We start from the raw sequence: 26,128 nt of genomic DNA, 5'->3' as shown, positions 1-26,128 counted from the left end.
CGGGCGTATAAATGGACGGTTTGCCCATAGGGCCGATGCTCGCGGTATTCGCTCTGCTGATTGTGTGGTCAGGGCTGTTTACCGCCGTCGAAATCGCGCAACAGCAGTTGCTCGCGCAGCGCACCGCCTCGCGCGCCAGCGATAAGCCGCTGGCCAAGCTCAACTTTCCGCTCGACAGCCTGATCCTGTGCAACACCCTGTGCCGCGCGCTGGCGGTGGTGATTGCCACCTTGCTGGCGATTTTCCTTTGTGCGGAAAACGGCCCTTGGGCAGCATGCCTCGGCGTCGGCGCCATCCTGCTGGTGTTCGCCGATTACTTTCCGCGCAGCGTGGCCCAGCGTTATCCCGATGCAGTGCTGGGGCTCGGCAATACCCTGCTGGCGGTACCGCTGAAGATTGTCTATCCGTTTGCCTGGCTGTTCAGCCGCCTTAGCAGCCTTCTGATGAGCCCGTTCGTGCGCAAGGCCCAAGTCGTGCAACACAGCGAAGACGAAGCGCCCGCCGACCGCCACGACGATGCCGAGCATCCGGTTCGTGCGCACCCGGTCTCCGGGATCCACGCGCTGGACAACATCACCGTCAACGATATTCTGGTGCCGCGCAGTGACGTCGACGGCATCAACCTCGACGATCCGATCGAAGCGATCATCGAGCAACTGCGCCATAACGAACGCACGCGCCTGCCGGTGTTTCATAGCGACATCAATCAGGTCGAAGCGGTACTCAACACCCGTCAGGTCGGCCACTTGCTGAGCAACGGCGAACTTACGCGAGAAGCCCTGCTGGCAGCCAGCTACGAACCCTACTTCGTTCCAGAAAGCACCCCGTTGCAACTGCAACTGCTGAACTTTCACAAGCAACAGCGGCGCCTGGGCATGGTGGTCGACGAGTACGGCGAAGTGCTCGGTATCGTCACGCTGGAAGATATTCTCGAAGAGATCGTTGGCGAATTCGAAAGCGAGCACAGCCTCGATAACCCGCACATCCACCCGCAAGCCGACGGGCGCATGGTGATCGATGGTGCCGCGTCGATCCGCGAACTGAACAAATGCCTGGGCTGGCACCTGCCCAGCGACGGGCCGAAAACCCTCAACGGGCTGGTGACCGAGGCGTTGGAAACCATTCCGGAAAGCGCGGTTTGCCTGAAGATCGGCCGTTATCGCCTGGAAATCCTCGAGACCGAAGATAACCGCGTAAGCAAAGTACTGATCTGGTTGACCTCATCTGTGCCAGTCTTGATACCGGCACGCTAGATCGCCTCTTGTTCAAGCGTTAGCCCCCTTCCTATAATCGCCGAGCTTACCCAAGCGCCGTCGACCCCTGTGCTTACCCGGCACGCCACGGATCGCGACTGTTTCCGCCGCAAACCGACGACTGTTCCTACTCGAAACAGCGCTCGCGCCCTACCCCACATCCCTGGGTGTTCGACCATAATAATTCGCTCCAACGGAGCTCATGACTGTCAGGGATCACCGCATGACCACCACGACCGCTTTGCGCGACAACGCGCCTGCCCAGCCGACCAATTCCGCCACCCGCGTGGCGACGGCCAGTTTTATCGGCACCGCCATCGAGTTCTACGACTTCTACGTTTACGCCACCGCCGCCGCGCTGGTGATCGGGCCGGTGTTTTTTCCGCAAACATCGGGCACCGCACAGATGCTCTCGGCGTTTCTGACGTTCGGCATCGCCTTCCTCGCCCGCCCGCTCGGCTCGGCGCTGTTCGGCCACTTCGGTGACCGCGTCGGGCGCAAATCGACGTTGGTCGCCTCATTGCTGCTGATGGGCGTCTGCACCACATTGATCGGCGTGTTGCCGGGGTACGACAGCATCGGCGCATGGGCGCCGATTCTGTTGTGCGTGCTGCGCTTCGGCCAAGGTCTGGGGCTGGGCGGCGAATGGGGCGGAGCTGCGTTGCTGGCCACGGAAAACGCGCCGAAAGGCAAGCGCGCCTGGTTCGGCATGTTCCCGCAGCTGGGGCCTTCGATCGGTTTTCTCGCCGCCAACGGTCTGTTCCTGACCCTCGCCATGACCCTCGATGACGAGCAGTTCCGCAGCTGGGGCTGGCGCATTCCGTTTCTGCTCAGCGCCGCGCTGGTGATGGTCGGCCTGTATGTACGCCTCAAGCTGCACGAAACGCCGGTGTTCGCCAACGCGATTGCTCGTCAGGAGCGGGTGAAATTGCCGCTGGTTGAACTGTTCAGCCAATACTGGGCGCCGACCTTGCTGGGCGCAGCGGCGATGGTGGTGTGCTACGCGCTGTTCTATATCTCGACGGTGTTTTCCCTGAGCTACGGGGTGTCCACCCTGGGTTACAGCCGCGAGACCTTCCTCGGCTTGCTGTGCTTTGCAGTGCTGTTTATGGCCGCTGCGACGCCGTTGTCAGCCTGGGCGAGTGACCGTTACGGGCGCAAACCAGTGCTGATCATCGGCGGCGTGCTGGCGGTGCTTTCCGGGTTTCTGATGGAACCGTTGCTGACTCAGGGCTCGACCTGGGGCGTGGCGCTGTTCCTGTGCATCGAACTGTTCTTGATGGGCGTGACGTTCGCGCCGATGGGCGCGCTGTTGCCGGAGTTGTTTCCGACCCATGTGCGTTATACCGGCGCGTCGGCGGCGTATAACCTGGGCGGAATTGTCGGAGCCTCGGCGGCACCGTTCTTCGCGCAGAAACTGGTGGCAATGGGCGGTTTGAGTTATGTCGGCGGGTATGTGTCGGCGGCCGCGGTGCTGAGCTTGATTGCGGTGCTGTGCCTGAAGGAAACGAAGAATAACGATCTGAATCGGGTTGCCTGATTCAACAGCATCGCCAGCAGGCTGGCTCCCACAGGGGTAATCGGTTGGCCACAAATTTTGTGATCACTCAATCCAATGTGGGAGCCAGCCTGCTGGCGATGGCCGCGATGCGGTTTAGAGCTCTACAACAACCGCTTGAGACGCACGGGTCGCCTTCGCCCGCGCGGCCTCGATCGATTCATCCCGCGCCAGCGCCACGCCCATGCGGCGCTGACCGTTGACTTCAGGTTTGCCGAACAGACGCAACGCCGTGTCCGGCTCGCTCAGCGCGGCGCCGAGGTTGGCGAAGGCAGTCTGGGTCGATTGCCCTTCCACCAGAATCACCGCCGAAGCCGATGGCCCGAACTGACGGATCAGCGGTACCGGCAAGCCCAGAATCGCCCGCGCATGCAAGGCGAACTGGGACAGGTCCTGGGAGATCAGCGTGACCAGACCGGTGTCATGCGGGCGCGGCGACACTTCGCTGAACCACACCTGATCGCCCTTGATGAACAGCTCGACGCCGAAGATGCCACGGCCGCCCAGCGCTTCGGTGACCGCTTTGGCCACACGCTCGGATTCAGCCAGGGCTAGCGGGCTCATGGCTTGCGGCTGCCAGGATTCCTGATAATCGCCTTTCTCCTGACGGTGACCGACCGGCGCGCAGAACGTGGTGCCGCCGACGTGACGCACGGTCAGCAGGGTGATCTCGTAGTCGAAGTCGATGAAACCTTCGATGATCACCCGCCCTTTGCCGGCGCGACCGCCCTCTTGCGCGTAGTCCCAGGCCTTCTGCACGTCATCGACGCTGCGCAGCAGGCTCTGGCCTTTGCCCGACGAGCTCATGACCGGTTTGACGACGCATGGGAAGCCGAGGTCTTCAACGGCTTTGCTGTAGTCCTCGAAGGTATCGGCAAAGTGATACGGCGAGGTCGGCAGGTCGAGTTCTTCAGCGGCCAGACGACGGATGCCTTCGCGGTTCATGGTCAACTGCGCGGCACGGGCGGTCGGGATCACGGTGAAGCCTTCAGCTTCAAGCTCGACCAGGGTGGCGGTGGCGATGGCTTCGATTTCCGGTACGATGAAGTGCGGCTTCTCGGCTTCGATCACGGCGCGCAGGGCGGCGCCGTCGAGCATGTTGATCACATGGCTGCGATGCGCAACCTGCATGGCCGGCGCGTTGGCGTAACGGTCGACGGCGATCACTTCAACGCCCAGGCGCTGCAGCTCGATCACCACTTCCTTGCCCAACTCGCCACAGCCACACAGCAATACGCGGGTCGCGGTTGGCGACAGTGGAGTTCCGATACGGGTCATCTCAGGTCCTCAAAGCAGCGGATCATCGAGGAAAGCAACGCCAGCCGCGCTTTCCATGGGGAGAAAGCGCGGCATTTTACATGAACCCGAGGGTTTGGCTTCAGCTGGCGACAGCCTGTTTGCGCTCGCGCCAGGCCATGATCAGCCACACGGCGGTAACGCCGGCGAATTTCGAGGCCAGGGCGGTGATGATCACCGGCGGGGTCAGCAGATCGATCATGCCGAAAAAGATGAAGGTATCGAGGGGAATGCTCAGCGCCGAACTTATCCACAGGCGGTCGCGCAACGGCCGTTTGGTGATGCTGAACACCAGCCAGTCGATGCACTCGGAGACCGCGAACGCCGTGGCACTTGCCAGGGCGATGGAGGGATCGGAGGTGACGTAGGACAGCACCAGGGCCGCCAGCATCGCCACGATTGCACCGTGACCGAAGCGCGTTTGCACCATGTCACGCAGCACGAACACCAGCCCGCCCCATGCCGACCAGATGATGTCCAGGTGCGGCGCGGTGGAGAAGGCGAAGTTGATCAGCACTACGCTGCTGATGTAGGCGATGAGGAAAATCATGGAGGGTGACCTGGTGGTTTGGCGCACAGGTTACTGGACCGCAAGGTCAAGAGCCACCCCCTCACCCCAGCCCTCTCCCCAAGGGGGCGAGGGGGAAAGGGAGCAGATCGGGGGCTGTTCAAAATCTGGGTTCGACTCGGTGTTTCAGGTCGGCGTACAGCAAAAAACACCTCGGTCAGTCCCCTCTCCCCCCGGGAGAGGGCTAGGGTGAGGGGCTTCTAACGTTCACGAAGATTTCGCCGGCAACATCCACACAACCCCACTGGCCTTCGCCCGCTCATGACACAACCCCAGTACCACCCGGCGCTCGTCATTGTTCATGCGGCTCCAGCGGGTAATTTCTTCCACGGTACGCTGGCACCCGGTACAGACATCAGCCTCATCCAGCGCACAGATATTGACGCAGGGCGAGGCAACAGGTCGTTCAGCGCTAGTCATTGTTCTTGCTCGGCCAGATCGCGGGCATAACGCTGCGAGTTATGCACATAGTGGGCGGCGCTGGCTTCGAGCATCTTCTTTTGCGCCTCGGTGAGTTCGCGTACAACCTTGCCCGGCGAGCCCATCACCAGCGAGCCATCGGGAATCTCCTTGCCCTCGCCAATCAGCGAGTTGGCGCCGATGATGCAGTTCTTGCCGATCTTCGCACCGTTGAGGATCACCGCGTTGATGCCGATCAGGCTGTAATCGCCGACCGTGCAGCCGTGCAGCATGGCGTTGTGGCCGATGGTTACGCCGGTGCCAATGGTCAGCGGGTAGCCCATGTCGGTGTGCATCACCGTGCCGTCCTGCACATTGCTGTTCTTGCCGATCAGGATCAGTTCGTTGTCACCGCGCAGCACGGCGTTGAACCAGACGTTGGCGCCCTCTTCCAGTCTGACCTTGCCCACAAGCACGGCGTTGGGGGCGACCCAGCTCTGTGGATGGGTTTCGACACGGGCGTCGCCCAGGCGGTATTTCATGGTGTGGTCCTCAGGGCTTGCGGTGATGGGCCATTCGAACGATGGCTAGGTATTGATGAAGCTTTTCGGCGGCTCGTGCAGGTTGATCCTGGCGTCATAGAGCAGATTGACCAGTTCGACGATCATCATCGCCGTCAGTCCCCAGATCTTGTACTCGTCGAAGCGGTAGCTCGGCACGTACCAGCTGCGGCCCTGATAGTCGATGCGATGGGTGTGCTCGCGCGGGTCTTTGCGGAAGAACTCCAGCGGCACGCTGAACACCGCAGCGATTTCGGCGTCGTTGGGCTGGTATTCGACGAAATCGGGAATCACCCCGACGTACGGCGTGACCTTGATGCCATGCAGGGAGATCAGCGGACTGAGCGGACCGATGACTTCCACCAGCCCCGGTGGCAGGCCGATTTCCTCTTCGGCTTCTCGCAGCGCGGTGAAGATCAGGTCCGGGTCTTCCGGGTCACGTCGACCACCCGGGAAGGCGACTTCGCCGCCGTGGGTCGAGAGCCCGCTGGCGCGCAGGGTCAGGACCAGCTCCGGCTCGTCGCTGCGGGTGATCGGCACCAGTACGGCGGCCTCGGGAAAGCGTGCGTCGGTCTCCAGCGTGCGCGGTGTGTGGTTGCTTACCCTATGCAGTAGCTCATCCAGCATGAGTGTTCTCGATCGGTACCTTACCCGGCATCATGCACCAATCGATGCGAGCGCCCAAGCCCCCGAAACCCGACGTGTCGCGAAACGACAACTTGCCGACCGGCACCGCTGCACGCCAAGATAGGCGCAGCATTCAGGAACCTCAGCATGAAATTTTGCAGCCACTGCGGTAACCCGGTCACCCAGCGCATTCCCGAAGGCGATTCGCGACTGCGCTATGTCTGCGAAAGCTGCCAGACCATTCATTATCAGAATCCCAATATCGTCGCCGGATGTGTGCCGACCTGGGGCCGCCAGGTACTGCTCTGTCGCCGCGCCATCGAACCGCGCCTGGGCTACTGGACCCTGCCCGCCGGTTTCATGGAAAACGGCGAGACCATCGAGCAGGCCGCCGTGCGCGAAACCGCCGAAGAAGCCTGCGCCCGCGTGCGCAACCTGAGCATCTACACGCTGATCGACGTACCGCACATCAGCCAGGTGCATGTATTCTTCCGCGCCGAGCTGGTCGATCTGGATTTTGCCGCCGGTCCCGAAAGCCTCGAGGTGCAGCTGTTCGACGAAGCGGACATCCCTTGGGACGATCTGGCTTTCCGCACAGTGGGGCGCACGCTGGAATGTTTCTTCGCGGATCGGCGCGTCGAAAGTTACCCGGTGCGTTCGGAATCGATTCCACCGCTGGCGCAACCAGCCATCACTTGATTTCGTCGCGCACCGGCCGATAACACCACACACCGCTGTCCAACCTGTATCTGCGTCACTTTTGGGGAATCGTTTCAATGCGCTGGTTGCTTGCCCTGTTTTGCCTGTCATTCGTCACAGTCTCGCAAGCGTCATTCGTGACCACCGTGACACCGTCGAATACGCCATTGATCGAAAAAGTCCTGGTGCTCAAATCGGCGCATCAACTGCAATTGATCACCGACGGTAAACCCCTGAAGACCTACCGCATTTCGTTGGGCAAGGGCGCGAAGAAAGGTCCGAAACTGATCGAAGGCGACAAGCGCACGCCGGAAGGTTTCTATTGGATCGACTGGCGCAAGACCAGCGACAAATTCAACCTGTCGATGCACATTTCCTACCCGAACATCAGTGACTCGGCCCGCGCTCGCCGCGAAGGCGTCGAGCCCGGCGGCATGATCATGATCCACGGCACGCCGGACTCCGAAGACAACCCGGAGCAGTTGTTCCACACCCTCGACTGGACCGACGGCTGCATCGCCATGCGCAATGTCGACATGCGCGAAGTGTGGAATCTGGTGCCGGACGGCACGATGATCGAGATTCGTCCGTAATTTCAGCGCGACCGCCGGTCGGCCCGAAAAATAAATAAAAAAATCGCAGCCTGCTTCAGCGTCTGTCCGGTGATACCACTCTTACCGGCGGGGCTGATCCAGGCTGCGGTTTTTTTTGTGCTCCCTGCTCACCACTAATACCACTTGAAACCCACCCTCCAGCCAAGGCCCCTGCAAGCGTGAAAACCGGCTTTCCTTGCGTTGACATGGTATGCAAGTGGTATTAGTTTTCGCCCGACTGCCGAGCGACAACAATCCTATATCCGCGCCGGAAATGCCCTACATGAACGATCTCCTCGCCCTACGCCCCGATGACGCCCAGCCGACGCCGCTGTACCTGCAACTGGCGCGCAATCTGGAAGCGGCGATCCATGCCGGGCAATGGAAAGCCGAACAGGCGATGCCATCGGAGCGCAATCTCAGTGAATGGCTGGGGATTTCCCGAGTGACCGCACGCAAGGCGCTGGAAGTCCTGCTGGAGCAAGGCCTGATCCGCCGTCTGCAAGGTTCTGGCACGTTCATCACCCCGCGCCTCGAACAACCGCTGTCGCGCCTTTCCGGTTTCAGCGAAATGCTCCGCCTCAAGGGCTTCGTCCCCAGCTCGCACTGGCTGGAGCGCGAAATAACCCTGCCGACCCACGAAGAACTGATCCGCCTCGGCCTGTCGCCGAACGACAAGGTGGCGCGCATGAAGCGTCTGCGCAAAGCCGACGACACCGTGATGGCCATCGAGATGAGCACCCTGCCCGCCTCGATCATGCCCAAACCGCAAGCGGTGGGTGATTCGCTCTACGAATACCTCGACGGCATCGGTAAGCCGATCGTCCGCGCCTTGCAGCACATCCAGGCGATCAATGCCTCGGACGAGTTCGCCACACTGGTGGGCATTGCCCCCGGCACCGCCATGTTGCTGATGACCCGGGTCGGTTACCTGGAAGACAACACGCCAATCGAAGTCACCGACACCTATTGCCGCAACGATTACTACGACTTTGTCGCAGAGCTGCGCCGCTGAGAGCGGCGCCGGAACCGAGAAAACATCATGTCCGAAGACAACATCCTCACCGCTGACGGCTGGATTCGCGGCCGGCTGATCCACGCTCACGGCAAAGTCGTGGCGATCGAAGGCGAGCCCTGCGACCCTGCCAATAACGACCTGCCGTACCTGCTGCCGGGTTTCATCGACCTGCACGTCCACGGCGGCGGTGGCAAAGACATCATGGAAGGCGCCAGCGCCTTCGAAACCATCAGCAAAACCCACGTACGTTTCGGCACGACATCGCTGCTGGCCACAACCATGACCGCGCCGAGTGCCGAGATTTCCAGCGTTCTGAAAGAGGTAGGCGAATTCTGTGAACAGCGTCCGCAAGGCGCGGCGCGGGTCCTCGGCGTCCACCTCGAAGGCCCGTATATCAATCCCGGCAAACTCGGCGCGCAACCGAACTTCGCGCACACCGCGTTGATGGCTGAAGTCGAAGAATATCTGGCCCTGGCGCCGATCCGGGTGATCACCATCGCGCCGGAAATCGCCGGCCACGACGAGTTGATTCGTGAGCTGAGCAGCCGCGGTATCCGCATGCAGATCGGCCACACCCTCGGCAGCTATGAAGAAGGGGTTGCCGCGTTGAACGCCGGCGCTACCAGCTTCACCCATCTGTACAACGCCATGAGCCCGCTGCATCACCGCGAGCCGGGCATCGTCGGCGCGGCGCTGGCCCACGCGCAATACGCCGAGCTGATCCCGGATTTGCTACATGTGCACCCCGGTGCGATCCGCGTCGCGTTGCGTTCGATCCCGTGCCTGTACTGCGTGACCGATTCGACTGCCGCCGCCGGCATGCCCGACGGCGAATACAAGCTCGGCAGCCACACCGTGACCAAATGCCTGGGCGGCGTACGTCTGCCCGACGGCACCCTGGCCGGCAGCACGCTGACCATGGATCAGGCCCTGCGCAATCTGGTGAAGATCGGTCTGCCGATCAGCGAAGCCTCGCAACGCCTGTCGCAATTCCCCGCCGATTACCTCGGCCTCAACGAACGCGGGCGCCTCGCTCCCGGCGCCTGGGCCGACTGCGTGCGGCTCGATCGTTCACTCACACTGACCGCTGTCATGGTCGAAGGAGAAGACATTGACTTCAAAAATGCTTGAGGAGGCACTGTCCTCGTTCGAGGCCGTGCACGCTCAGCTGCAACAGCTCGACCCGCAGCTGATCGAGATCGCCGGGCGTCTGCGCCGTCAGCCGCCGCAAGTGGCGATGACCGTCGCGCGCGGCAGCTCCGACCACGCGGCGAGCTATTTTGCCTACCTGACCATGCAGCAACTGGGCGTGCCGGTGGCGTCGTTGCCGATGTCGGTGGTGACCATGCAGCAGGCGCCATTGAAGGTCAGCGGTCAGGTCGCGTTTGCCTTTTCCCAGTCGGGACAAAGCCCGGACCTGGTCAACAGCCTGCGCCTGTTGCGCAAACGTGGCGCGTTGAGCGTGTCGATGGTCAACGCCGCCGATTCACCGCTGGAAGCGGCGTGTGAATTCAGCGTGCCGCTGCTCGCCGGAACGGAAAGCAGCGTCGCCGCGACCAAAAGCTTCATCGCCACCCTCAGCGCCAGCGCCCGTCTGGTCGCGCACTGGAAAGAGGACGACGAACTGTTGCAGGCACACAACGCCCTGCCCGAAGGACTGCGCGAAGCGGCGACCCAAGACTGGAGCGCCGCCATCGATGCACTGCGCGATTGCCAGCGGCTGATGGTCATTGGCCGTGGCGCCGGTTTCGCCATCGCTCAGGAAGCGGCGCTGAAATTCAAGGAAACCTCGGCGATTCAGGCCGAAGCCTTCAGCAGCGCCGAAGTCCGTCACGGCCCGATGGCACTGATCGACGAACATTATCCGCTGCTGGTATTCGCCCCCCGCGGTGCGGAACAGGCCGGGCTGTTGAGCCTCGCGGCAGAAATGCGCCAGCGCGGCGCCCGCGTGTTGCTGGCTGCCCCTGATGACGTGGCCGAGCGTGACCTGACCCTGAGCCGCGCCGAACACCCGGCCCTCGACCCGATTCTGGCGATCCAGAGCTTCTACGTCATGGCCGCAGGCCTCGCCGTGGCCCGGGGCATGGACCCGGATCAGCCGCGCCACCTGAGCAAAGTGACCCGCACCCACTGAGTGCCCCTGACTGCATACCTGATGAGACCGAGCCATGCACAACAACAATAAAGAGCTGACCCTCAGCGCCCCGCTCAGCGGGCCGGTGCTGACGCTCGCCAAAGTCCCGGACGCGGTGTTCGCCAGCGGCGCGATGGGCGACGGCATTGCCATCGACCCGCTCAACGATACGCTGTACTCGCCGTGCGCCGGGGTGATCATCCATGTGGCGCGCACCGCTCACGCCGTTACTGTACGCGCTGACAACGGTGCCGAGATTCTTCTGCACCTGGGCCTCGATACCGTTGAGTTGAACGGTGCCGGCTTCTCGATGCTGGTCAGCGAAAATCAGCGGGTCAGCCTCGGCCAGCCGTTGTTGCGCTATGACCAGGACCAGGTCGGCCAGCACTGCAAAAGTCTGGTCAGCCTGTTGATCCTGACCAACAGCCACGACTTTCAGGTGCGCCCGATCACGCTCAAAGCGGTGAAAGTCGGCGAGCCGTTGCTGCACATCGTCGCACGCAACGACTCAGTGGCAGGTGTTGAAGCCAGCGCTGGCCCCGAAGTTCGCGGGCAGGTGCGCGTGGCCCATCGCGGTGGCTTGCATGCCCGTCCGGCGGCGCTGATCCGCCAGACTGCGCAGGGTTTCAACAGTCAGTCAAAGCTGCACTTCGCCGGTAAGTCGGCGCCGTGCAACAGCCTGATCGGCCTGATGGGCCTGGCGATTGGCGAGCAGGACGAGATCCAGGTCAGCTGTCAGGGCGCGGATGCCGAAGCGGCGCTGCAAGCCTTGCTCAGCGCATTGTCCACCGCACTGTCGGATGATCATCACGCTAAAGCGCCAGTCAGCACGGCGCCGCTGAAACGCCCCGCCGAGGCGGGTGTGTTGCACGGTGTTTGCGCGGCGCCGGGGCTGGTCGCCGGGCCGTTGTTTCGCTTGAACGCAATCAGCTTGCCGGCGGATGCGGGCAACCACGATCCAGTGCAGCAACAACACACTCTCGATGCGGCATTGAACGCGGTGCGCAGCGACATCGCCGCCACTCTCGCCCAGGCGAAAAAGCACAACAACGCCGACGAAGAAGCCATCTTCGCCGCGCACATGGCCCTGCTCGAAGACCCGGCACTGCTAGACGCCGCAGAGCAACTGATCCAGCAAGGCAGCGCGGCGACTCACGCCTGGAGTCAGTCGATCGACGCGCAATGCGACATGCTCCAAGGCACCGGCAGCCCATTGTTGGCCGAGCGCGCCAATGATCTGCGCGACCTCAAGCAACGAGTGCTGCGCGCCCTGCTCGGCGAGGCCTGGCACTACGATATACCGGCCGCTGCGATTGTCGCGGCGCATGAACTGACTCCGTCGGATCTGCTGCAACTCAGCGCGCAAGGGGTCGCCGGGTTGTGCATGGCCGAGGGCGGCGCAACCTCACATGTGGCGATTCTCGCTCGCGGCAAAGGCTTGCCGTGCATGGTCGCACTGGGTTCGGCCTTGCTCGATCAGGCGCAAGGCCAGGCGGTGGTGCTGGATGCTGATGGCGGTCGCCTCGAACTCGCGCCGAACAGCAGGCGTCTGGCCGATGTGCAACAAGCGCAAATCGAGCGCCAGCAGCGTCGCGACGCGCAACTGGCCAAGGCTCACTTGCCCGCCGAAACGCGCAATGGCGTGGCCATCGAAGTCGTCGCCAACGTCGCCTCCGACAGCGAAGCCGCAGACGCCTTCGCCTACGGCGCCGATGGCGTCGGTCTGCTGCGCACCGAGTTTCTGTTCGTCGACCGCCAGACTGCGCCGGATGTCGAGGAGCAGCGCAGCGCTTATCAAGCGGTGCTCGACGCCATGGGCGACAAGTCGGTGATCATCCGCACCATCGACGTTGGCGGCGACAAGCAACTGGACTACCTGCCGCTGCCCGCCGAAGCCAACCCGGTGCTCGGTCTGCGCGGCATTCGTCTGGCGCAGGCGCGCCCGGAAATCCTTGATCAGCAATTGCGCGCGCTGTTGCAAGTCCGCCCGTTGCGCCGCTGCCGGATCCTCTTGCCGATGGTCACCGAAGTCGACGAACTGCTGCAGATTCGTCAGCAGCTCGATGCGTTATGTGTGGAACTGAACATCACTGAGCGCCCGGAAATCGGCGTGATGATCGAAGTGCCCGCGGCCGCGCTGCAAGCCGAACAGCTGGCCGAGCACGCCGACTTTCTCTCCATCGGCACCAACGACCTGTCGCAATACACGTTAGCCATGGACCGCGACCATGCTGGTCTGGCGGCGCGCGTCGATGCCCTGCACCCGGCATTGCTGCGGTTGATCGCCATGACCTGCGCCGGTGCGGCAGTGCACAAACGCTGGGTCGGCGTCTGCGGCGCCCTCGCCTCCGATCCGCTGGCGACGCCGGTGCTGATCGGCCTCGGCGTGACCGAACTGTCGGTCAGCCCGGTGCAGATCGGTGAAATCAAGGACCGCGTACGGCAGGTGCACCAAGGCGAATGCCAGCGTCTGAGCCATGACCTGCTCAAGCTCGGCAGCGCCGCCGCCGTGCGTCACGCCTGCCAGCAGCATTGGCCGCTGCCCTAACAACAAGCTCTCGCTAAAGAGCAGGAGAACCACCATGTACCAACTCTTCATCGAAGGCCTGCAACGCCTCGGCCGCGCGCTGATGCTGCCGATCGCGATCCTGCCGATCGCCGGCCTGTTGCTGCGCCTGGGCGATACCGACCTGTTGAACATCGCCATCATTCATGACGCCGGGCAGGTGATCTTCGCCAACCTGGCGATGATCTTCGCCATCGGCATCGCCGTCGGTTTCGCCAGGGACAACAACGGCACGGCGGGCCTGGCCGGGGTGATCGGCTATCTGGTGATGATCTCGACCCTGAAGGTCCTTGATTCGACCATCAACATGGGCATGCTCGCCGGCATCGTCAGCGGTCTGATGGCCGGCGCACTGTACAACCGTTTCAAGGACATCAAGCTGCCAGAGTATCTGGCGTTCTTCGGCGGCCGGCGATTCGTGCCGATCGTCACCGGATTCGCCGCGGTCGGGCTGGGCGTGCTGTTCGGCTATATCTGGCCGCCGATCCAGCACGGCATCAACGCGTTTGGCGCGCTGATGATGGAAAGCGGCAGTATCGGCGCGTTCGTGTTCGGCGTGTTCAACCGCCTGCTGATCGTCACCGGTCTGCACCACATCCTCAACAACATGGCATGGTTCGTGTTTGGCAACTTCACCGATCCGAGTACCGGCGCACTGGTGACGGGCGATCTGTCGCGCTATTTCGCTGGCGATCCGAAGGGCGGCCAGTTCATGACCGGGATGTTCCCGATGATGATCTTCGGCCTCCCGGCGGCGTGTCTGGCGATGTATCGCAATGCCTTGCCGGAGCGGCGCAAGGTCATGGGCGGGATTTTCCTGTCGATGGCCCTGACCTCGTTTTTGACTGGGGTAACCGAGCCGATCGAGTTCGCGTTCATGTTCCTCGCGCCGCTGTTGTTCCTCCTGCACGCCTTGCTGACCGGCCTGTCGATGGCGATCACCAATGGCCTGAACGTCCACCTCGGCTTCACTTTCTCCGGTGGTTTCATCGATATGATTCTCGGCTGGGGTCGCTCGACCAATGGCTGGCTGGTGATTCCGATCGGGCTGGCTTATGCGGTCGTCTATTACTGCGTTTTCGATTTCTGCATCCGTCGTTTCAATCTGAAAACACCGGGACGCGAAGATGTGGCGGTCGCAGAGAAAGCCGTACTCACCGAGAACGAGCGCGCCAGTGCCTATATCAAGGCTTTGGGCGGCGCCGAGAACCTGCTGACGGTGGGTGCTTGTACAACGCGCCTGCGCCTGGAGATGGTCGATCGCAACAAGGCGCTGGATAGCGAGTTGAAAGCACTCGGCGCGATGGCCGTGGTTCGCCCCGGCAAGGGCGGCAGTCTGCAGGTGGTGGTCGGGCCGCTGGCCGACAGCATTGCCGACGAAATTCGCCTCGCTCTGCCGACGTTGGGTCGCGCTCCGGTCCCCTCGCCGACGGCGGTTGTCGATGAGCCGAAATCGCTGACAGTCGCCAGTGCCGAGGCGCAGCAATGGCTGAAAGCGTTAGGCGGTGGCGACAATGTGCTGCAGCTCGATTGCATCGCCCTGACCCGGATTCGTCTGCAACTGGCCGATGGTGAGGCGTTGTCCGAGACGCATCTCAAAGCGCTGGGATGTCAGGGCGTCAGCCAACTTCAGGGCGGGGTCTGGCATTTGCTGGTAGGAGACAAGGCAGCAAGTCTGAGTGAGGCAATCGAGCGTTTGGCGAGTCGCCGAGAGGTCAGCGCGCAAGCTTGAATTTTCAGCGTCACGGCGGGCCTCTTCGTGAGGGGCTCGCTCTCCTCGCAACGAGGTGTACGCCAAAGACCCTACATATATACCACCCCTCAAAACATCCCCCTCGCCATGCTGGCCCCTCATCCCCAGCCTGGAGAAAGTGCCCATGAGCACGCCCAAAGCCCCCACACCCGAAGAGATCAAAAGTGATCTCAACCAGATCGGCGACTACCTGTTCCAGACACCTGATCCACTGCTTCCCGAGCACCCGCCGAGCACCGAACAGGCCTACCTGAAAAAACTCAACGAGCAGTTGAAAACCTACCGCACCGGCTACCTGCAACGCAGCCGCGCGCTCTACCAGACGCTGGAAACGAGCGACCTGCAAAGCGTCACAGGCAAAAAGCTCATCGCGACGCTGAAGATCCGCCTCAACACCCAACTGATCAACCTGGACCTGCGCGACCAGATCGACGGCAAACCGGCGAAAACCTTCCTGAACTACGATGCCGGATTCACCGCCATCGGCCACGAAGCGCGGCAAGCCGTCAGTGATCGCCTGCTCCTCCCGCAAGCCGGCGAACTGCTGAATAAACTTGATCTGGGACCGATGCTGCGTCCCGCCATTTATGCGCTGCAATTCAGTTATCAAAACAACACAGTCGACTTCGCCGGCGCGTTTGTTGTCACGGAGAAAGACAGCCCGCGAGTCAGCGACTTGCTGACAGACCAGAGCGTCGGCTACGCCGTGCTGTTCACTCCCGCACGTGGTATTGAATTCTTCAGTTCGCTGGCCGATCTCGACACCTACCTGCGCGAGTCGCTGAACTCGCGCAGCGGCCACGACGATTTCATGCATTTGCTGCCGACGCGATACCACGATGTCGGTGCCGCAGGAATCTGGCCGCTGTCGCTCACGCCCATCGACAGCAAACCGTTGTTCGAACATATTTACGACGCCCTGATCGAAAAACGCACGCAGGATATCGAGCGCGCCTTGAGCTTCGCCGACAACCCGCAGCAAGCCCCCAAGCTGTTGCTTGCGGCGCTCGATAAAGCGATCGCCGCCGCCCTGCCGGATCTGACGCCACGTCTTGAGCTTCGCGCACAAACCCTGTTCGAACGCCATCTGCGCTACAGCGCACCGGACTGGTACCGCAGCGCCAGCAGCGCAAAACAGCTCGAATTGGCTCAGCACTTGAGCAACTACCAGCAGGCGCGCAAATATTTGCTGGATCTGATGGAGCCCGTGGGTACCCTGACGGCACTGGCTCGTCAGCAATGGCTGGAACGTCTGAGCGATGATCTGGAAATCGACGATCTCGAACCGGAAAAACTGCAGATCAGCACTAACCGCCGAGTGCCCGGCTACGGCGTTTATGTCCATCAAGGCAATCTGCTCGACCTGTCTTTGCGCGGCCCGCACACTGGCGACGAATTACCGGGGTCGGAATTCCTGAGCTACACCACCCTCACCTATGACGGCGCACCCTTGTCGCCAGACCATGCTGACCTGACGCCGGCCTGGCTGGTCAAACAAGCGATAGGTCTGGAACCGCGCGTTGACTTCAATCGCCTGCAACAGGAGATGCACGCAGGTGCCCCCATCAGGCCTGCCCTTGAGCGAATGCTTGATCAACGTATCGTCGCCCTCGCCCACGCAGCAGTGCTGCAAGGGCACCTGCTCGACAGTGATTTGCCACTGATCGAGCGCTTGCGCAGCGGCGGCGATCCGCATCTGCGCGCCGCCACCTTGTCGCTGCACGGCGCACAATTGCAGGATTTGTGGATCCTGCGCCAGAGCGACGCCAGCGGCGCGATCAAGCGCATCTTGCTGTGCACGCCGCAGGCCCCTCGCGAGCAACAGTTTCAGGCCTTCGGCAGTGAGCGTGAATGCCAGACTCATCTGCTGGGCTGGGCGAAGCACAGCGATAGCGCTGAGAGCATGGCGGGCTACCTGATCAGCCGCGCACCGATGCGCTTTCGTCCGACGCTGCGCAAGGTACTGGCGGGCCTGAGCTTCAAGCCTGAAGCGCTGGAGCACCAAAAGGTCTCTTTCGATAACTGTGGCGACCACCTTGCTTGCCTGAAAGCGATGGCCGAACACGTGCTCGCTACGCGCGTTGACGACTACGATTTCAGCACGCCACTGTGGTATCGCTCGACGACGGCGGCCAACCGTAGAAAGCTGTCGACGTTGAGCGAGGACGCCGACGGCGCGTTGCAGGCATTCAACCAGCACGCCTTGTCCGGCAACCACTTCCCGGCTTTTGATGACTACGTGCACCAACAAGCAAAGGCCAGTCTGAACCGCTTGCTCAAGCGCACGGCCAACGATGTCGACCCGGATACCGTATGGGCTTACTCGCCGATGTCCATCGTGCCCGCATTGACCCCCAAACCGCTGTCGTACACACAGCTGTATCGCGACGGTTATGCCGATGGCGTGGGTTTTCTCGATGCCAAATTTTCTCGCTCGGCCCGTTTCAAAGGCCCGCCGGGCATCGACGTCAGCAGCCTGACTGCACAGAATGTTGCGCGCTCGGTCACGGGAGTATGGATCGGTGAACGCTACACCAACAAGGTCAAGAGTGACCTGCAAAGTTCGACGAGCGAAGGTTACGATTTCAGGCGCAACGCGACACTGGCGATCACTCAGCATCAGATGAAAAGCGCCGCGCTGGAATGCCAATTACAGGGCCATATCGCCAGCCGTGATCTGCAGTGGCTGGAGCAAAGCATCAGCAGCATGGATGAAAGCGCTGGCCCCACTCGCACGAAGTTTCCCATTCATCGCTTGATGATCGACGGCGAATGGGTGATCGATACATGGCTGTTCGGCCATGCCGATAATCCGGTTTTGCTCTACACCCCGGACGCACCGGACGGTGTCAGGTTTCGCGAAGCGCGGCTGTTCAACTACTTGCTCCAGCAGCAGGCCGGCATGATCGAATACCTCACATCCCGGATTGGCGTGAGTGCGCAGACGCGCGTGCGAACGTTCCTTGAAAATGCGAAAAAACAGCTGCCCAAAAACCTCAATAAAACCACGCCCAGCCCGGCGCGCTACGATCCGACACCCGCCACCGCTGCCGTCAGCGATTTGCGCGCGGCGCTGTACAACATGAAGCTGCAACGCCGAATCGACAACGTCCACGCCACCACCACCAGTCGAGCCGAGATGATTACCGGCCTGGTCTGGACCACTGTCGAATGGCTCGCCGCGATTGCCACCGCCCCATTCCCGCTACTCAGTTTGAGCACCGGACTGCTGCTGGCCTTCAAGGACGCCATGCTCGCCCTGCACGCTTATCGCCAGGGCGACCACGGCGAAGCCTTCCGGCATTTTCTCGGTTATCTGTTAAACAGTGCTGGCGCAGTGTTGACTGATTTGCGTCCCGTCCTGCGTTCACTCAAACCCGTGCGTCGGCCGTTGCGCCAGGCGATCGCCAGTGCCGGCAATGAACAGCAAAACGTCATGACGCTGGTCAATCAGGCTGCGCCTCAACCCGAGTGGGACGACATGCGTGTGGTGGTGTTCAAAGGTCAATTGTTCCATACGGGGAACAATCCCGATGCCCTCGGGCGTTATCTGCTTTATCGACACCAGCCGAACTCACCGGACCTCGTCTCGACCGGCATCCTGGCGGTGCCCAATGCAGATGGCGTGATGGTGCGCAGCGGAGTGGCCGGCGGCGCGCCAAAATACGATGCCGTGCCAGAGACACCGGGCCCATACAAGGATTATGGCGTGGCGGACAAGTACCGGCAGCGCGTCGAAATGGTGATGAATCCGCAAAACCGAGAGGACATCATCCTGCGCAGTCAGGACTACATGGGACTCAATCCCAATGCGATCCTTATCGGTGCAGTCGAGGGCCTCGCCTCGACACGCACCGCCTACCTGAAACAGGTCGAAAAACTCACCACTGATGCCACGCGTCATTTCGCCGAACTCGCCCCCCTGCCCGCTCGTGCCGAAGTTCCGGCGGTTGCCGCTGACATGCCACCCGCACGGTTGATCGCCAGCGACGCATTCAAAGGGAAAAACCTGGTGATCGGCGCCCAACCCGGCTCTATCGCCAGCAAACAATTGCTGATCGATCAGATGGACGAACTCGCAGCGGGCGGTTTCAAGCGCCTTTACGTCGAGTATCTGCCGGGGGATGTGTTTAACCTCAAGCTGGAGAAAATGAACAAGGGTGGCACCTGGAAACACATCAAAACCCATCTCAAAGCGGTTGACCGCGCGCTGGGGCACGAGAAGGATGCGCCATACTCGTATCTGGCACTGGTGCAAGCAGCCCGGAAAGAGGGCTTGACGATCCATGCGCTGGACGCCTCGACCAGTTATCAGCTGGAGCACGCCATGGTGTTTTCCGACATCTCGCCACTGACCCCAAGAAGCAACAGCATCAGAAATTTTTACTCGCACAAGACACTGTCCGCCGATATCGCCGATGCAACCGAAGGGCGCTGGATCGTCCTTACCGAACAGACACGCATGAGCACCTTCGACGAGACGCCTGGCCTGGCCGACCTGCACGACGCTATTGCGGTGCGGGTTGAAGACATCGACCTGTACCAACCCCAACGTGTCGGACTGGATTCGCCAGGCTCAATCGCCGGGGATGCGACGGCAAAGGGCGACTACCTTATACAAACGCCGACCGCGTACAAAGCTCCCCAACCGGTCTCCAAGCCAGCGGAAACTGCCGCCGTGGTTGATCACTTCAGTGACTATGACATTGCACCTTCGCTGCGCGACAATATTGCGCAAATGTTGCATGGCCCCCACGCCATGGATGCACGCTTCCGCTCGGTAGCATCGAGTGAAAAACCGGCCCACGACGCGTTCATCGCCATGCGCACGCGTCTGGAGAAAAAAGCCAGAGACACGTTTACCGATTACATCCCTCCCGAGGCGCCGATCCTGCCATCGCTTACCTCCGACACAACGTTCGAAGCTTTCCTGCAGCAATTGTCCGAGCGACGTTTGAACCTGCTGATCGGCGAAGTCCATCGGGATGTATCGAGCAAAGCGCTGCTGAAAAAATATATGAAGTCGCTCAAACAAGCCGGTTACGACACCCTGTATATGGAGCATGTCTTGACCGATTTGCATCAGGCCGATCTGAATATCTTTCTACAGACCCAACGTATGCCGGGCAGGCTCAAAGCTTATCTGCGCCGTCAGGACCGCGGGCATATGCGCGGCTATGAGGGTAACGATACGTACACTGAGGTTTATCAGGCAGCGGCGAAATACAATGTCCGGATCAAAGCACTCGATTGCACGGGCTCTTATCACCTCAAGGGCCTGTCGGATGAAGATCTTTCACGAAACGAGATGTTCAGCTATTTCGCAACCCAAGTGATCGAGGCCGACCAACTGGCGAACGGGCCGCACAAATGGGTGGCGCTCATTGGCAATGCGCACACCAATTACAACCTGGGTGTACCGGGTCTGGCGGACACTCTATCAGCCGTCAGCCTCCATGTACGCGACACCACCACTGAGCTCGCCAGAGACATTCACCGCGGTGCGGGGGAAGTCGTCGCCGACCGGGGACTGCAAAGCGATTTCCTCATGGAAGTAGCCGTTGCCGGAACGAAAAAACCAGCCGCGACGCCGTCTGTCAGCCGCAGCAAACTGACCCAACCCGGCCTGTTCCTGATCGAACATGAAGGCCCGAGCGGTGCCCGCCTGGTGCATAAATCCAAGACCGGCGACATCGTTGTCACGCCGATTCAGGTGAATGACAAAGGCTTGTTGTTCATCGATCGCTGGGAGAAGAAGGATCAAGGGTTCAAATATCTACGCACACTGGTCGAGATGCTTGAAAAAGACGTGAAGTTGACGCAGGTGAAATAACGCGGGTTCGCTTGCGGGTTGTTAAAACCACTGGGTTTGCAAGCCCAGTGGTTTTTTTTATGCCCAAAAGCTGTGATTGTCCGCAGCGTTTGGGCGGCAGGCGGGAAGGTTCTGCCAATTCAGAAATTGCTTCCACAGACTTGAGATCGCCACCCTCACCCTAGCCCTCTCCCGGAGGGAGAGGGAACTGACCGCGGTGGATGCGAGGGCTACGCCGACTTGAGATACCGAGTCGAATGCAAGTCTCGAAGCCAACCAAAATCGGCTCCCTCTCCCTCGGGAGAGGGCTGGGGTGAGGGGCGAACCCACCGCAAATCTCAAGCCAACCACCCGCTTCTAACCACTCAACAATGAGCGTTAGCTCGAGTGCTCTTGATCTTGATCCACCGGCGACGTCGGAAGGCTGAGCGCAGGGATTGATCCGGGCGTGGGAGCGCAGCGACCGTCTGGCGCAGCCAGACACAGCGGACGTAGGTGCAGCGCAGCAAACCGTAGCCGCTGCGCCCGGATCGGTCCCGGAGCGAAGGGACCCGAGCTTGCGAGGGCCGAACGCAGGAGCAAGCGTTTTGGGTTACCTTTTTGGCGTTTGAAAAAGGTGACCCGCCGTAAGGGCGGAACCCTAAGCAGCCGTTACCGCAGCAACGGATATGCCCCCAAAAATCAGCGCCTGAAAGAAAGCAATCGCCAGCAGGCTGGCTCCCACAGTGAAATGAATCCATCCACAAAACCGGGGCCAACAAAAAACCCGCAGACAATCACTCATCTGCGGGTTTCCCGTTTCAGCCGCCAAAAGATCAGAAATCTTCCAGCCGCCACACCTCATAAGCCGGCGTCTCATACGGATGACTCAATTTCAACGCTGCCACAACAACAACGATCAAATCATCCGCAACAACAAGCTCGACCTTCCACTCCTCGACCCGCTCAACCTGCCCCGCCTCGCCAACGAACGGCTGACTGCCCTCCAACGGCCGAAACTGACCAGCGCCGAGCACCTGCCACGCACAGTGGTCATAGTCACCGATCCGCCCGCCACCGGCAGCGAACACAGCGCCCTTGACCACCTCGACATGGCTGTCGGGAACGAAAAACGCAAGCTTGTACACAGGCCTTAATTAACCCAGACGCGCGCATTTCGGAACATGCGCATCCAAGGTGCATCTTCGTTCCAGTCTTCCGAGCGCCACGAGTTCTGCACCGCGCGGAATACCCGCTCAGGGTGCGGCATCATGATCGTCACGCGACCGTCACGGCTGGTAAGACCGGTGATCCCGCGCGGCGAGCCGTTCGGGTTCGCCGGATAGGCTTCGGTGACCTTGCCATGGTTGTCGACGAAACGCATCGCCACGCAACCGGAAAGATCGGCTTCCAGCAGTGCTTCTTCGCTGGCGAACTCGGCGTGACCTTCACCGTGTGCGATAGCGATCGGCATGCGCGAACCGGCCATGCCCTGCAGGAAGATCGAGTTCGACTCCTGGATCTGCACCATCGCCACGCGCGCTTCGAACTGCTCGGAGCGGTTGCGCACGAAGTGCGGCCAGAACTCGCTGCCCGGAATCAGTTCGTGCAGGTTGGACATCATCTGGCAACCGTTGCACACCCCGAGGGTGAAGCTGTCGTTACGCTCGAAGAAGCCCTGGAACGCATCGCGGGCGCGGCTGTTGAACAGCGCCGACTTGGCCCAGCCTTCACCGGCGCCGAGGACGTCGCCGTAGGAGAAGCCACCGCAGGCCACCAGACCTTTGAACTCGTTGAGGTCGACACGGCCGGCGAGAATGTCGCTCATGTGCACGTCGATCGCGCTGAAACCGGCGCGGTCGAACGCTGCGGCCATTTCCACCTGACCGTTGACGCCCTGCTCACGCAGCACGGCCACCTGTGGACGAATGCCCTTCTTGATGTACGGCGCGGCGATGTCCTGGTTGACGTCGTAGCTGAGCTTGACGCTCAGGCCCGGATTGTCTTCTTCCAGCAGCACATCGAATTCCTGCTCGGCGCACTCGGCGTTGTCGCGCAGACGCTGGATCTGGTAGCTGGTCTCGGCCCACTGACGCTGCAGCAGACGGCGCTGGCCTTCGAACACGGTGTCACCGTTGAAGGTGATGTTGATCTGGCCGTTGTTGATCGGCTGGCCGATCACCGACACGCAGTCGCCAAGGCCCGCAGCGCTGAATTGCGCGAGGATGTCCGGGGTGGCGTCCTGACGAACCTGGATCACCGCACCGAGTTCTTCGTTGAACAGAATGCCGGCGATTTCCGCGGCGGATTCGGCAACGCTGTCCAGGTTCAGGCTCAGACCGCAGTGGCCGGCGAAGGCCATTTCCACCACGGAGGTCAGCAGACCGCCGTCGGAACGGTCGTGGTACGCCAGCAGGTGACCGTCGGCGTTCAAGCCCTGGATCACCGCAAAGAAGGCTTTCAGGTCTTCGGCATCATCGACATCCGGGGCGTGTTTGCCCAGTTTGCCGTGGACCTGCGCAAGTATCGACGCACCCATACGGTTCTGCCCGCGACCGAGGTCGATCAGGATCAGGTCGGTGGTGCCCTTGTCCATGCGCAGTTCAGGGGTCAGGGTCTGACGGATGTCAGCCACTGGCGCGAAACCGGTCACGATCAGCGACATCGGCGAGGTCACGGTCTTGTCTTCGCCGTTATCGTTCCAGCGCGTGGCCATGGACATCGAGTCCTTGCCCACCGGAATGGTGATGCCCAGCTCAGGGCACAGTTCCATACCGACCGCTTTCACGGTGTCGTACAGACGCGCGTCTTCGCCCGGGTGGCCGGCTGCCGACATCCAGTTCGCCGACAGTTTGATGTCGGAAAGCTTGTTGATGCGCGAAGCGGCAATGTTGGTGATGGTTTCACCGATGGCCATGCGGCCGGATGCCGGGGCGTCCAGCAGAGCCAGCGGCGTGCGCTCGCCCATCGCCATGGCTTCACCGGTGTAGACGTCGAAACTGGTGGCAGTGACGGCAACGTCGGCCACCGGCACCTGCCATGGGCCAACCATCTGGTCACGGGCCACGAGGCCGGTAATGGTGCGGTCGCCGATGGTGATCAGGAAGCTCTTGCTCGCCACGGCCGGGTGATGCAGAACGCGTTCGATGGACTCGGTGATGTCGAGGTTCGACGGATCGAAGTCATCGCCCAATTCAGCTTCGCGAACCACCGAACGGTGCATGCGCGGGGCCTTGCCCAGCAACACCTCCAGGGGCATGTCCACCGGGTTGTTGCCGAAGTGGCTGTCGGTCACGGTCAGTTGCGGTTCGGCAGTGGCTTCACCGACCACGGCAAACGGGCAACGCTCGCGTTCGCAGATCGCCTTGAAACGCTCGAAATCAGCCGGGCCGACCGCCAGGACGTAACGTTCCTGGGATTCGTTGGACCAGATTTCGTGCGGGGCCATGCCCGGCTCGTCATTTGGGATGTTGCGCAGTTCGAAACGGCCACCGCGGTCGCCGTCATTGACCAGTTCCGGGAAGGCGTTGGACAGACCGCCCGCACCGACGTCGTGGATGAAGCTGATCGGGTTCTTGTCACCGAGTTGCCAGCAACGGTCGATGACTTCCTGGCAGCGACGCTCCATTTCAGGGTTTTCACGCTGTACGGAAGCGAAGTCGAGATCCGCCGAGCTGGTGCCGGTGGCCATCGAGGACGCTGCGCCGCCGCCCAGGCCGATGAGCATCGCCGGGCCCCCGAGCACGATCAGCTTGGAGCCGACAACGATCTCGCCTTTCTTGACGTGTTCTTCGCGGATATTGCCCATGCCGCCGGCGAGCATGATCGGCTTGTGGTAACCGCGCACTTCATCACCGTGCGGGGTCGTGATCGATTGTTCGAAGGTACGGAAGTAGCCAGTCAGTGCCGGACGACCGAATTCGTTGTTGAACGCAGCGCCGCCGAGCGGGCCTTCGATCATGATGTCCAGCGCGGTAACGATGCGCTCAGGCTTGCCGTACGGCACTTCCCATGGCTGTTCGAAGCCGGGGATTTGCAGGTTGGATACGGTGAAACCGGTCAGGCCGGCCTTTGGCTTGGCGCCACGACCGGTAGCGCCTTCGTCACGGATCTCGCCGCCGGAGCCGGTCGATGCGCCCGGGAACGGAGCGATCGCAGTCGGGTGGTTGTGGGTTTCAACCTTCATCAGAATGTGCACCGGCTCCTGCACCGCGCCGTACTGGCGGGTTTCAGGGTTCGGGAAGAAGCGGCCGGCGACGTTGCCGACGATCACCGAGGCGTTGTCCTTATAAGCCGACAGAACGCCTTCGCTGTGCATCACGTAGGTGTTCTTGATCATGCCGAACAGACTTTTTTCCTGGCTCTGGCCGTCGATGTCCCAACTGGCGTTGAAAATCTTGTGGCGGCAGTGTTCGGAGTTGGCCTGAGCGAACATCATCAGTTCGATGTCGTGCGGGTTGCGCTTCAAACCGTTGAAGGCGTTGACCAGATAGTCGATCTCGTCTTCGGCCAGGGCCAGGCCCAGCTCGGTGTTGGCCTTTTCCAGCGCGGCGCGGCCGCCACCGAGGATGTCGATCGCGGTCAGCGGCTTCGGCTCGGCGTGGCTGAACAGACCGGCAGCCTGTTCGAGGTTGGCCAGCACGATCTGGGTCATGCGGTCATGCAGGGCGTCCGAGATCAACTGCGCTTCGGCTTCGCTGAACTGGCCAGCCACGTAGAAGGCGATACCGCGCTCCAGACGCTGGATCTTGCTCAGGCCGCAGTTGCGAGCGATGTCGCTGGCCTTGCTCGACCAGGGCGAGATGGTGCCGAAACGCGGCAACACCAGAAACAGACGGCCGGTCGGCTCTTGAACCGGAACGCTTGGACCGTACTTCAGAAGGCGCGCAAGCACCTGCTGTTCGTCGCCGGTCAGGACGCCGGTGACTTCGGCGAAGTGAGCGAATTCAGCATACAGGCCACTGACAGCTGGAACCTTCTGGCTCAGTTGCTCAAGGAGTTTGCTGTGGCGAAAGGCAGAAAGGGCAGGAGCGCCGCGCAGGATCAACATCTTCGGGACAGCCTCGGGAAGGGGTGTGCTTTGAGGCCGTGCATTCTAGCCTAAACCGCCCTCAACATCACCCGAAACGCTACGCGCGGTTGCATTCGCCTGCCCTTCTGTGTTTCTGCCTCCAGGGTCAGGTAAATCACCCTTGTAACAACCGCTTATTTTTACTGCAACAAAAAGCCTGATCCGCCCGTTTTCATGGGGTTTCGTTCGATTTTGTGACCTTTAGCAGACTCCTCGCGCGCTGTCGAGATATGGCGCCCGTG

The 26,128-nt window shown here is 61.3% G+C and carries 17 protein-coding genes; 10 read left to right on the top strand and 7 right to left on the bottom strand.

Annotation, left to right across the window (positions count from 1 at the left end):
• The first annotated feature begins 11 nt into the window (after positions 1-11).
• Together BLU52_RS03540 and BLU52_RS03535 are read left to right on the top strand one after the other, a co-directional pair.
• Complete coding sequence (locus BLU52_RS03540; protein ID WP_090281916.1) at positions 12-1,253, top strand: transporter associated domain-containing protein; 1,242 nt, start codon at positions 12-14, stop codon at positions 1,251-1,253.
• A gap of 223 nt (positions 1,254-1,476) precedes the next feature.
• Positions 1,477-2,793, top strand: coding sequence for an MFS transporter (locus BLU52_RS03535; RefSeq protein WP_090281915.1), 1,317 nt, complete (start codon positions 1,477-1,479; stop codon positions 2,791-2,793).
• A gap of 114 nt (positions 2,794-2,907) precedes the next feature.
• On the opposite strand, the gene purT is transcribed toward BLU52_RS03535, so the two are convergent.
• The 5 genes from purT to BLU52_RS03510 all read right to left on the bottom strand — a co-directional run bounded on the left by purT (position 2,908) and on the right by BLU52_RS03510 (position 6,261).
• Positions 2,908-4,089 carry a formate-dependent phosphoribosylglycinamide formyltransferase gene (gene purT, locus BLU52_RS03530; RefSeq protein WP_090281914.1) on the bottom strand — a complete coding sequence of 394 codons (1,182 nt, stop codon included), beginning with the start codon at positions 4,087-4,089 and terminating at the stop codon, positions 2,908-2,910.
• 100 nt (positions 4,090-4,189) lie between these two features.
• On the bottom strand, positions 4,190-4,657 hold the full coding sequence (locus BLU52_RS03525; RefSeq protein WP_090281913.1) for a VUT family protein: 468 nt from the start codon (positions 4,655-4,657) through the stop codon (positions 4,190-4,192).
• A gap of 225 nt (positions 4,658-4,882) precedes the next feature.
• Positions 4,883-5,095 carry a DUF1289 domain-containing protein gene (locus tag BLU52_RS03520; protein ID WP_090281912.1) on the bottom strand — a complete coding sequence of 71 codons (213 nt, stop codon included), beginning with the start codon at positions 5,093-5,095 and terminating at the stop codon, positions 4,883-4,885.
• Positions 5,092-5,616: a gamma carbonic anhydrase family protein gene (locus tag BLU52_RS03515; RefSeq protein ID WP_090281911.1), complete on the bottom strand. Its 525-nt coding sequence runs from the start codon at positions 5,614-5,616 to the stop codon at positions 5,092-5,094. The genes BLU52_RS03520 and BLU52_RS03515 overlap by 4 nt, the downstream gene beginning before the upstream one ends.
• A 45-nt stretch (positions 5,617-5,661) precedes the next feature.
• Complete coding sequence (locus BLU52_RS03510) at positions 5,662-6,261, bottom strand: CoA pyrophosphatase (protein WP_090281910.1); 600 nt, start codon at positions 6,259-6,261, stop codon at positions 5,662-5,664.
• 147 nt (positions 6,262-6,408) lie between these two features.
• Between BLU52_RS03510 and BLU52_RS03505 the strand changes: the two genes are divergently transcribed.
• From BLU52_RS03505 to BLU52_RS03470, 8 genes are all read left to right on the top strand, one after another.
• Positions 6,409-6,960, top strand: a complete 552-nt coding sequence (locus tag BLU52_RS03505; protein WP_090281909.1) for an NUDIX hydrolase — start codon at positions 6,409-6,411, stop codon at positions 6,958-6,960.
• Between the two features lie 77 nt (positions 6,961-7,037).
• A complete protein-coding gene (locus BLU52_RS03500) occupies positions 7,038-7,553 on the top strand; it encodes a L,D-transpeptidase family protein (RefSeq protein ID WP_090281908.1) in 516 nt (171 codons plus the stop codon).
• 283 nt (positions 7,554-7,836) lie between these two features.
• Positions 7,837-8,568: a GntR family transcriptional regulator gene (locus BLU52_RS03495; protein ID WP_090281907.1), complete on the top strand. Its 732-nt coding sequence runs from the start codon at positions 7,837-7,839 to the stop codon at positions 8,566-8,568.
• Positions 8,569-8,595: 27 nt separating this feature from the next.
• Positions 8,596-9,702, top strand: a complete 1,107-nt coding sequence (gene nagA, locus BLU52_RS03490) for an N-acetylglucosamine-6-phosphate deacetylase (protein WP_090281906.1) — start codon at positions 8,596-8,598, stop codon at positions 9,700-9,702.
• Complete coding sequence (locus BLU52_RS03485; protein WP_090281905.1) at positions 9,683-10,705, top strand: SIS domain-containing protein; 1,023 nt, start codon at positions 9,683-9,685, stop codon at positions 10,703-10,705. Before nagA ends, BLU52_RS03485 begins: the two co-directional genes overlap by 20 nt.
• A gap of 34 nt (positions 10,706-10,739) precedes the next feature.
• Positions 10,740-13,253: a phosphoenolpyruvate--protein phosphotransferase gene (ptsP, locus tag BLU52_RS03480; protein WP_090281904.1), complete on the top strand. Its 2,514-nt coding sequence runs from the start codon at positions 10,740-10,742 to the stop codon at positions 13,251-13,253.
• A 34-nt stretch (positions 13,254-13,287) separates the two neighbouring features.
• Entirely contained in the window at positions 13,288-15,003 is a 1,716-nt protein-coding gene (nagE, locus tag BLU52_RS03475; RefSeq protein WP_090281903.1) for an N-acetylglucosamine-specific PTS transporter subunit IIBC, read from the top strand.
• Positions 15,004-15,148: 145 nt separating this feature from the next.
• Positions 15,149-20,857, top strand: coding sequence for a membrane-targeted effector domain-containing toxin (locus BLU52_RS03470; protein ID WP_090281902.1), 5,709 nt, complete (start codon positions 15,149-15,151; stop codon positions 20,855-20,857).
• Positions 20,858-21,651: 794 nt separating this feature from the next.
• On the opposite strand, the gene BLU52_RS03465 is transcribed toward BLU52_RS03470, so the two are convergent.
• Both BLU52_RS03465 and purL read right to left on the bottom strand, forming a co-directional pair.
• Positions 21,652-21,963 (bottom strand): Nif3-like dinuclear metal center hexameric protein, encoded by a 312-nt coding sequence (locus tag BLU52_RS03465; RefSeq protein WP_090281901.1) that lies wholly within the window; start codon positions 21,961-21,963, stop codon positions 21,652-21,654.
• 5 nt (positions 21,964-21,968) lie between these two features.
• Entirely contained in the window at positions 21,969-25,865 is a 3,897-nt protein-coding gene (gene purL / locus BLU52_RS03460; protein WP_090281900.1) for a phosphoribosylformylglycinamidine synthase, read from the bottom strand.
• Positions 25,866-26,128 lie beyond the last annotated feature (263 nt).

The sequence above is a fragment of the Pseudomonas granadensis genome (genome assembly GCF_900105485.1).
Lineage (GTDB): Bacteria > Pseudomonadota > Gammaproteobacteria > Pseudomonadales > Pseudomonadaceae > Aquipseudomonas > Aquipseudomonas granadensis.
This window is presented reverse-complemented; position numbering and strand designations above follow the sequence as displayed.